The organism is Pseudomonas sp. NPDC089534, from assembly GCF_044749305.1.
In the GTDB taxonomy this organism is placed as follows: domain Bacteria; phylum Pseudomonadota; class Gammaproteobacteria; order Pseudomonadales; family Pseudomonadaceae; genus Aquipseudomonas; species Aquipseudomonas ekonensis.
On record NZ_JBIVHR010000158.1, the window covers coordinates 1 to 7,551 of the forward strand.

Here is a 7,551-nt window from a genome sequence, read left to right on the forward strand (position 1 = left end):
CATCGCTGGCAAGCCAGCTCCCACAGGGCTCTATGGTGCACATGGATTTTGCAAATACCCTGGATCCTTTGTGGGAGCCAGCCTGCTGGCGATGGCGGTCACAGGTTCTGTCAGAGGGCCTCGCGCGTTGGCTTACCGTCCACCAGGCGCTGGATGCGCAGCGGATTGGCGTTCTTCAGCGGTTCCGGCAGCAGGTGGTCGGGGTAGTTCTGGAAGCACACCGGGCGCAGGAAGCGGTCGATGGCCAGCGTGCCGACCGAAGTGCCGCGGGCATCGGAGGTCGCCGGGTACGGCCCGCCGTGCACCATCGAATCGCACACCTCGACCCCGGTCGGATAGCCGTTGAGCAGGATCCGCCCGACCTTCTGCTCCAGCAGCGGCGTCAGCTCCGCGAACTGCGCGAAGTCTTCCGGCTCACCGATGAGCGTCGCGGTGAGTTGCCCGTGCAGACCGTTGAGCGCCGCGTTCAATTGCGCCCGGTCTTGCACCTCGACCACCACCGTGGCCGGGCCGAACACCTCCTCTTGCAGCACCTCGTCGCCCTGGATCAGCAACCCTGCATCGGCCTTGAACAACTGCGGCTGCGCCTGGTTGCCCTGTTGCGGATTCCCCGCCAGGTGCGTGATGCCTGGGTGGGCCAGCAACTTCTGCAGGCCCTTGCCGTAGCTGGCGAGGGTGCCGCTGTTGAGCATGGTCTGCGCCGGTTGATCGGCGATCGACCCGGCCAGCTGCGCCACGAACGCACTGAACTGCGGCGAGCGCAGGCCGATCACCAGACCGGGGTTGGTGCAGAACTGGCCGCAGCCCTGCACCACCGAGGCCGTCAGGTCACGGGCTACGGACTCGGTGCGGGCGGCCAGCGCCTGCGGCAGCACGATCACCGGGTTGATGCTCGACATCTCGGCGAACACCGGGATCGGCTGCGGGCGTGCGGCCGCCATGTCGCACAGCGCCCGTCCGCCCTTGAGCGAACCGGTGAAGCCCACGGCCTGGATCGCCGGATGCTTGACCAGCCATTCGCCGACGCCTGCGCCATAGATCATGTTGAACACGCCCGCCGGCATGCCGGTCTTCTCGGCCGCACGGATCAGCGCGTCGGCCACCTGCTCGGCGGTGGCCATGTGACCGCCGTGGGCCTTGAACACCACCGGGCAGCCGGCGGCCAGCGCGGCGGCGGTGTCGCCGCCCGCCGTGGAGAACGCCAACGGAAAGTTGCTGGCACCGAACACCGCCACCGGCCCGAGGCCGATGCGGTACTGGCGCAGGTCCGGACGCTGCAGCGGCTGGCGCTCCGGCAACGGCAGATCGATCCGCGCCCCATAGAAATCACCGCGGCGCAGCACCTTGGCGAACAGGCGCATCTGGCCGCTGGTGCGGGCGCGCTCCCCTTGGATCCGCGCCGCCGGCAGCGCGGTTTCGCGGCAGACCACGGCCACGAATCCATCGTCCAGCGCGTCGAGCTCATCGGCGATCGCCTCCAGGAACTGTGCCCGGCGCTCTGCGCTGAGGCTGCGGTAGGCCGGGTACGCGGCGGCGGCCGCTTGGGCGGCGGCGTCCACCTCCTCTGCCGTGGCCTGGAAAAAATCGCAAGGCAACGGTTCACCGGTGCAGGCATCGATGCTCTGCAACTTGACCTTGCCGACCGCGCTGCGACGTCCGCCGATGTAGTTGAGGCCGAGAATCTGAATCATGGGATCTCCTTAAAGGGTGCCGATGCTGCCGGGGGCGAAAACCGCGTCGACCGGGGCGATGCCGTTGACCAGCGGCGCGCCGAATTCGGCCTGGCTGATCTCGAACACATCGCCCGGACGGGTGCGGACACCGTCGGCAAACGACAGCGTCGCGGTGCCGAAGAAATGAATGTGCACATCGCCCGGCCGCAGGAACTGGGCGTACTTAAAGTGGTGGTATTCGAGGTTCGCCAGGCTGTGGCACATGTTGGCTTCGCCGCTCAAGAACTCGTTCTGCCACAGCGTTTCGCCGTCGCGCAGGATGCGGCTGGTGCCCGCCAGGTGCGGCGGCAGCTCACCGACCCGAAGTTCCGGGCCGAAACTGCAGCTGCGCAGTTTCGAATGGGCCAGGTACAGGTAGTTCTTGCGCTCCATGACGTGGTCGGAGAACTCGTTGCCCAACGCAAAGCCGAGGCGGTACGGCTTGCCGTCGTGCCCGATGACGTAGAGCCCGGTGAGCTCCGGCTCTTCGCCGGCGTCTTCGGCGAACGGCGGCAGCGGAAACGGCTGCCCCGGCCGCACGACAATGCTGCCGTCGCCCTTGTAGAACCACTCCGGCTGCACCCCGGCCTGCCCCGCCGCCGGTTTGCCGCCCTCCACGCCCCATTTGAAGATGCGCAGGGTGTCGGTCATCGTCGCTTCGTCGCCGGCCTGCTGGTGCATCTTGTCCCGGGCCGAGGCGCTGCCCAGGTGCGTGAGGCCGGTGCCGCTGACCAGCAGGTGCGCCGGATCCGGATGGTCGAGCGGCGGCAGGATGCGCAACCGCTCCCGCAGTTCGGCGTAGTCGTGGCTGATGCCCAGGCCGAAGGCCTGCATCTGCTGCGCGAGGCTGACGCCGGCCTCGATGGCCGCCAACGCCAGATCGCGCACGGCGCGCACGTCCTGCACCTCGCGCACCAGACCGCCCTCGACCACGCCGACGCGGCGTTCGCCGTTACTCAATTCGAATTGCACCAGATGCATGTGATCTCTCCTGTCAACAAAATGTCTGGACACCGGAAAACCTATGTCCGCTAGGTAGCGTCAGGTCCGGGTCGCACCCCGCGCACTGGCGGCGAACTGGTCCGCCGGCAATACGTGTTTGCGCTCAAGCACCCGGTAAACCACAGCGGTCAGCATCAGTCCGAACACCATCACCCCGGACAGGAAGTACAGGCCCGAGGCGAGGTTGCCGGTGTATTCCTTCAGTGCGCCGATCACGAACGGGCCGATGTAGCCGCCCAGGTTGCCCACCGAGTTGATCAGCGCGATGCCCGCCGCCGCGCTGGCGCCGGCGAAGAACCGCCCCGGCAGGGTCCAGAACACCGCCGTGCAGGAAAACAGCGCGAACGCCACCAGGCACAGCGCCGCCAGCTGCATCGCCGGCAACGCCAGCCAGGCGCTGAAGAACAGGCCGAGCGCGCCCAGCACGTAGAGCACCGCCAGATGACCGTAGCGGTCGTTCAGCCGGTCGGAGCTGCGCGGCACGATCAGCAGGCCGACGATGCCGAAGAGGTACGGCACCGCCGACACGAAACCGGTGACCAGGTCGCTGCCGCCGAACTGCTTGATCAGGGTCGGCAGCCACAGGCCCAGGCCGTAGATGCTCAAGGTCACCGGCAGGTAGAACAGCGCCAGCAGCAAGACGCGTTTGTCCTTGAGCGCGTGCAGCGGGTTGCCGTGGCGGGTCTGGCCGTATTCCTGCAGATCCCTTTTCAGCTCGCCGCTGAGCCAGTCCTTTTCGGACCGGTCCATCCAGTCCACCTGCTCCGGGCCGTCCGGCAGCCAGCGCAGCACCGGCCAGGTCAGCAGGATCGCCGGGGTGCCGATGACGATGAACAGCCATTGCCAGCCATGCAGGCCGAGGATGCCGTCCATGCCCAGCAGGCCGCCGGACACCGGGCCGGTGATCATCATGGCGATGGGCTGGGACAGGATGAACAGCCCGAGGATCTTGCCCCGGTGGCGCACCGGAAACCATTGGGTGATGTAGTACAGGACGCCGGGAAAGAACCCCGCCTCCGCCGCGCCGAGCAGAAAGCGCATCACATAGAAGCTGTGCGGCCCCTGGACGAACGCCATGCCGATGGTGATGGCGCCCCAGGTGATCATGATCCGCGCGAACCAGCGCCTTGCGCCGAAGCGTTCGAGCAGCAGGTTGCTGGGGATCTCCAGCAGGAAATAGCCGATGAAGAACAGGCCGGCGCCGAGCCCGTAGGCCGCATCGCCGATGCCGATGTCGGCGCCCATGTGCAGCTTGGCGAAGCCAACGGCGGAGCGGTCCACGTAGGCGATCAGGTACAGCAGGATCAGGAAGGGAATCAGTTTCAGGGTGATGCGCCGGACAAGCCGCTGTTCCTGGCTCATGGGGTCGGTCTCCGATTGTTGTTGTTATGGAACCTCGGGGAATGCCTCAGGCGAACGTCGCCAGGGCCGATCCTCTCGTTGAAATCGACTATATAGTAATACTTATTAGACGCCAACACTTCCACATCAGCCGATTTTCGCTTAGCTTAAGCCAAAGCTCGCAAACAATAGTCTTACAATAAGAGAACCGATCATGTCTGATAAGAAACCCGCCCTGCGCTCGGCCCAATGGTTCGGCACCGCCGACAAGAACGGCTTCATGTACCGCAGCTGGATGAAGAATCAGGGCATCGCCGACCATCAGTTCCACGGCAAGCCGATCATCGGCATCTGCAACACCTGGTCGGAGCTGACACCGTGCAACGCGCACTTTCGCCAGATCGCCGAGCACGTGAAGCGCGGCGTGATCGAGGCCGGCGGATTTCCGGTGGAGTTCCCGGTGTTCTCCAACGGCGAGTCGAACCTGCGCCCCACCGCCATGCTCACCCGCAACCTGGCGAGCATGGACGTGGAGGAAGCCATCCGCGGCAACCCCATCGACGGCGTGGTGCTGCTGACCGGTTGCGACAAGACCACCCCGGCGCTGCTGATGGGCGCGGCCAGCTGCGACGTGCCGGCCATCGTCGTCACCGGCGGGCCGATGCTCAACGGCAAGCACAAGGGCAAGGACATCGGTTCCGGCACCGTGGTCTGGCAGCTCAGCGAACAGGTCAAGGCCGGCACCATCACGATTGACGATTTCCTCGCAGCCGAGGGCGGCATGTCCCGCTCCGCCGGCACCTGCAACACCATGGGCACCGCGTCCACCATGGCCTGCATGGCCGAAGCGCTGGGCACCTCCCTGCCCCACAACGCGGCGATCCCGGCGGTGGACGCGCGGCGCTACGTGCTGGCGCACATGTCCGGCATGCGCGCGGTGGAGATGGTGCGCGAAGACCTGCGGCTGTCGAAGATCCTGACCAAGCAAGCGTTCGAGAACGCGATCCGGGTCAACGCGGCGATCGGTGGTTCGACCAACGCGGTGATCCACCTCAAAGCCATCGCCGGGCGCATCGGCGTCGAGCTGGATCTGGACGACTGGACGCGCATCGGCCGCGGCATGCCGACCCTCGTCGACCTGCAGCCGTCCGGGCGTTTCCTGATGGAAGAGTTCTACTACGCCGGAGGCTTGCCGGCGGTGCTGCGGCGCCTGGGTGAGGCCCATCTGATTCCGAATCCGGACGCATTGACCGTCAACGGCAAAACCATCCGCGAGAACACCCAGGACGCGCCGATCTACGGCGAAGACGAAGTGATCCGCACCCTCGACAACCCGATCCGCGCCGACGGCGGCATCTGCGTGCTGCGCGGCAACCTGGCGCCGCTCGGCGCGGTGCTCAAGCCCTCAGCCGCGACGCCGGCGCTGATGCAGCACCGTGGCCGCGCCGTGGTGTTCGAGAACTTCGACCACTACAAGGCACGGATCAACGACCCGGAACTGGACGTTGACGCGAACTCGGTGCTGGTGATGAAGAACTGCGGGCCGAAGGGTTATCCGGGCATGGCCGAAGTCGGCAACATGGGGCTGCCGGCCAAGCTGCTGGCCCAGGGCGTGACCGACATGGTGCGCATCTCCGATGCGCGGATGAGCGGCACGGCGTACGGCACCGTGGTGCTGCATGTCGCCCCGGAAGCGGCGGCAGGCGGGCCGCTCGCCGCCGTGCAGGAAGGCGACTGGATCGAGCTGGACTGCGCCAATGGGCGTTTGCACCTGGACATCCCGGACGCCGAACTGGCGGCGCGCCTGGCGGACCTGCAACCGCCGCAGCCATTGCTGGTGGGGGGTTACCGTCAGCTGTACATCGACCATGTGCTGCAGGCGGACCAGGGCTGCGACTTCGACTTCCTGGTCGGCTGCCGGGGCGCCGAAGTCCCGCGCCACTCGCACTGACAAGCCTGCTGTAAGGGAAACCTGTGGCGAGGGAGCTTGCTCCCGCTTGAGCGCGCAGCGCTCACAGGCTCCCGGGGGGCGCTGCGCACCCCGGCGGGAGCAAGCTCCCTCGCCACAGAACCCTCTTCTGCATTTGCTTCAAGACTGCATTGCGCCTGCTATGATGCCGGGCACCGCTCACCCACAGGATCGCCCCGCTCCCCATGGATTACCGCAAACCCTCCGACCGCAAAAGCATGCATTCGCGCATCGTCCAGGAACTGGGCCTGCAGATCGTTTCCGGACGCTTCCCGCCCGACGACAAACTGCCCGCCGAAGCCTTGCTGTGCGAGGAGTACGCGGTGAGCCGGCCGGTGCTGCGCGAAGCCACGCGGGTGCTGGTGGCCAAGGGGCTGGTGTATTCGAAGCCGCGGGTCGGCACCGTGGTCAAGCCGCGCCGCGAATGGCACATGCTCGACCCGGACGTGCTGCACTGGCTGATGCAGAGCAGCCCGCAGAACGAGTTCTTCAATGTGCTGACCAGCGTGCGCAGCATCATCGAGCCGGCCGCCGCCGCCCTCGCCGCCCAGCACGCCACCGAGGCCGACATCGCCGCCATCGGCGAGGCCTACCGGCGCATGGAAGCGGCGCCGACCCCGGAGGCCCTGCTGCAGCCGGACCTGGATTTCCACAGCCGCATCGCCGACGCCACCCACAACGACCTGCTCGCCAACCTGTGCAACATGCTCTCGGTGGCGATCGCCGAAGCGCTCAAGCACTCCAACCAGCGGCCGAACCTGCACGAACTGGCGCTGCCGCGGCACAAGGCGATCCTGACCGCCATCGAGAACCGCGATGCCCTCGGCGCACGGCACGCGACGCTGGTGCAGCTGGATGATGCGCGCAGCGCCTTGAGCGTGGTGCTCGGCACCGACCTTTCCTGATCACTGAAGATCCCCTGTGGGAGCCAGCCTGCTGGCGATGGCGTGCTGTCAGTCAGCATCGGTGCGCCAGGCAGGCTGCAATCGCCAGCAGGCTGGCTCCCACAGGGTCTGCGACATTCACGAGACACAAAAAAAGCCGCAACCCGGAGGTTGCGGCTTTGTCGTTTCAGCCCGCAAGGATCAGTGGGCAAACAGCGAATTGCCCTTCTGCCCCGCCAGCTTCTCAGGCTTGATCAGGAACTTCGCCAGCGCCGGCAGCAGCCACAGCGCGCCGAACATGTTCCACAGCAGCATGAAGGTCAGCATCAGGCCCATGTCGGCCTGGAACTTGATCGCCGAGAAGATCCAGGTGCACACGCCGATGGCCAGGCACAGGCCGGTGAACAGCACCGCCTTGCCGGTGGACTTCAGGGTCTGGTAGTAGGCTTCCTGCAACGGCAGGCCGGCGCGCAGGAAACTCTCCAGGCGGCTGTAGATGTAGATGCCGTAGTCCACGCCGATCCCCACGCCCAACGCCACCACCGGCAGGGTCGCGACCTTGACGCCGATGCCCATGAACGCAATCAGAGCGTTTCCCAGAACAGAGGTCAGCACCAGCGGAAGGACGATGAACAGGGTCGCC

General features: G+C 66.3%; 6 protein-coding genes. 2 read left to right on the top strand and 4 right to left on the bottom strand.

Annotated elements, in window-relative coordinates; translation table 11 throughout:
• Nucleotides 1-110: 110 nt before the first annotated feature.
• From ACIP0B_RS27435 to ACIP0B_RS27445, 3 genes are read right to left on the bottom strand one after another with little or no spacing between them, the layout of a single operon-like run.
• Complete coding sequence (locus ACIP0B_RS27435; RefSeq protein ID WP_400838137.1) at nucleotides 111-1,691, bottom strand: aldehyde dehydrogenase (NADP(+)); 1,581 nt, start codon at nucleotides 1,689-1,691, stop codon at nucleotides 111-113.
• A 9-nt stretch (nucleotides 1,692-1,700) separates the two neighbouring features.
• Nucleotides 1,701-2,693: an AraD1 family protein gene (gene araD1, locus ACIP0B_RS27440; RefSeq protein WP_400838140.1), complete on the bottom strand. Its 993-nt coding sequence runs from the start codon at nucleotides 2,691-2,693 to the stop codon at nucleotides 1,701-1,703.
• 60 nt (nucleotides 2,694-2,753) lie between these two features.
• Complete coding sequence (locus tag ACIP0B_RS27445) at nucleotides 2,754-4,076, bottom strand: MFS transporter (RefSeq protein WP_400838143.1); 1,323 nt, start codon at nucleotides 4,074-4,076, stop codon at nucleotides 2,754-2,756.
• 193 nt (nucleotides 4,077-4,269) lie between these two features.
• Between ACIP0B_RS27445 and ACIP0B_RS27450 the strand changes: the two genes are divergently transcribed.
• Nucleotides 4,270-6,006 carry an IlvD/Edd family dehydratase gene (locus ACIP0B_RS27450; RefSeq protein WP_400838146.1) on the top strand — a complete coding sequence of 579 codons (1,737 nt, stop codon included), beginning with the start codon at nucleotides 4,270-4,272 and terminating at the stop codon, nucleotides 6,004-6,006.
• A gap of 203 nt (nucleotides 6,007-6,209) precedes the next feature.
• Complete coding sequence (locus ACIP0B_RS27455; RefSeq protein ID WP_217892381.1) at nucleotides 6,210-6,929, top strand: FadR/GntR family transcriptional regulator; 720 nt, start codon at nucleotides 6,210-6,212, stop codon at nucleotides 6,927-6,929.
• A 180-nt stretch (nucleotides 6,930-7,109) separates the two neighbouring features.
• Here ACIP0B_RS27455 and ACIP0B_RS27460 read toward each other — a convergent pair.
• A partial coding sequence (locus ACIP0B_RS27460) for an MMPL family transporter (protein WP_400838149.1) occupies nucleotides 7,110-7,551 on the bottom strand: 442 nt, incomplete at its 5' end.